Genomic DNA, 1,328 nt, shown 5'->3' with positions numbered 1-1,328 from the left:
ACTGGTAAAGAAGTAGATCTTCAAGAAGCTGTTGAGTATTTAAAGAGCATACCTGAAAGCAAAAGCTTTCCAGCTAAATTAAAGAAGGCTAAAGAAGCAGGAATTACATTAGCTCAACCAAGAGCAGGTGTTGCTTTATTAAATGAGCATATAGAACTTTTAACATACCTTCAAAATGAAGGTGGAGCAGATTTGCTTCCATCAACTATAGATAGTTATACAAGACAAAACAGATACGATGAATGTGAAGTAGGAATTCAAGAAAGTATAGCAGCAGGAAGATCATTGTTAAATGGTTTCCCAGGAGTTAATCATGGAGTGCAAGGATGTAGAAAGGTATTTGAATCAGTAGATTTACCTCTTCAAGCAAGACACGGTACACCAGATGCTAGACTACTTACAGAGATAATTCATGCAGCAGGTTGGACTTCAAATGAAGGCGGCGGAATATCCTACAACATTCCTTATGCAAAGAGTGTATCTATAGAAAAAACTTTATTAGATTGGCAGTACTGTGATAGACTTGCTGGGTATTATGAAGAGCAAGGAATATCTATAAATAGAGAGCCATTCGGTCCTTTAACAGGTACATTAGTTCCACCAAGTACATCAAATACAGTTGCTATAATAGAAGCTTTACTTGCAGCAGAGCAAGGTGTTAAAAACATAACTGTTGGATATGGACAGTGCGGAAACCTAGTTCAAGACGTTGCAGCAATAAGAGCTCTAGAAGAACAAGTAAATGAATACTTAAAGCAATATGGATATAACGATGTTTATGTAACAACAGTATTCCATCAGTGGATGGGTGGATTCCCACAAGATGAAGCAAAAGCTTTCGGAGTTATATCATCAGGAGCGGCAACAGCAGCTTTAGCTGGAGCTACAAAAGTTATAGTAAAAACTCCTCATGAAGCACTAGGAATACCAACAAAAGAAGCAAATGCAGCTGGAATAAAGGCTACAAAGATGGCATTAAACATGCTTCAAGGACAAAGACTTCCTATGTCAAAAGAATTAGAGACAGAAATAGCTGTAATTAAAGCTGAAACTAAATGTATGATGGATAAATTATTTGAACTTGGAAATGGCGATTTAGCAATAGGAACAGTAAAAGGTTTCGAAGTTGGAACGGTAGATATACCATTCGCTCCAAGTAAATATAATTTAGGACAGATGATGCCAGCAAGAGACAACAATGGAGCTGTAAGATATCTTAACTTTGGAAATGTACCTCTAAGTGATGAATTAAAAGCATTTAACATGAAAAAACTACAAGAAAGAGGAAACTTCGAAGGAAGAGAAGTAAGCTTCCAAATGACAATAGA

The 1,328-nt window shown here is 36.5% G+C and carries 1 protein-coding gene; it reads left to right on the top strand.

All coding sequences use genetic code 11. From position 1 onward, the window contains the following. On the top strand, positions 1-1,328 hold a 1,328-nt coding region (locus I6U51_RS24545), incomplete at both ends, for a methylaspartate mutase subunit E (protein ID WP_211145166.1).

Source organism: Clostridium aciditolerans, from assembly GCF_016316925.1.
GTDB classification, from domain to species: domain Bacteria; phylum Bacillota; class Clostridia; order Clostridiales; family Clostridiaceae; genus Clostridium_AM; species Clostridium_AM aciditolerans.
This window is presented reverse-complemented; position numbering and strand designations above follow the sequence as displayed.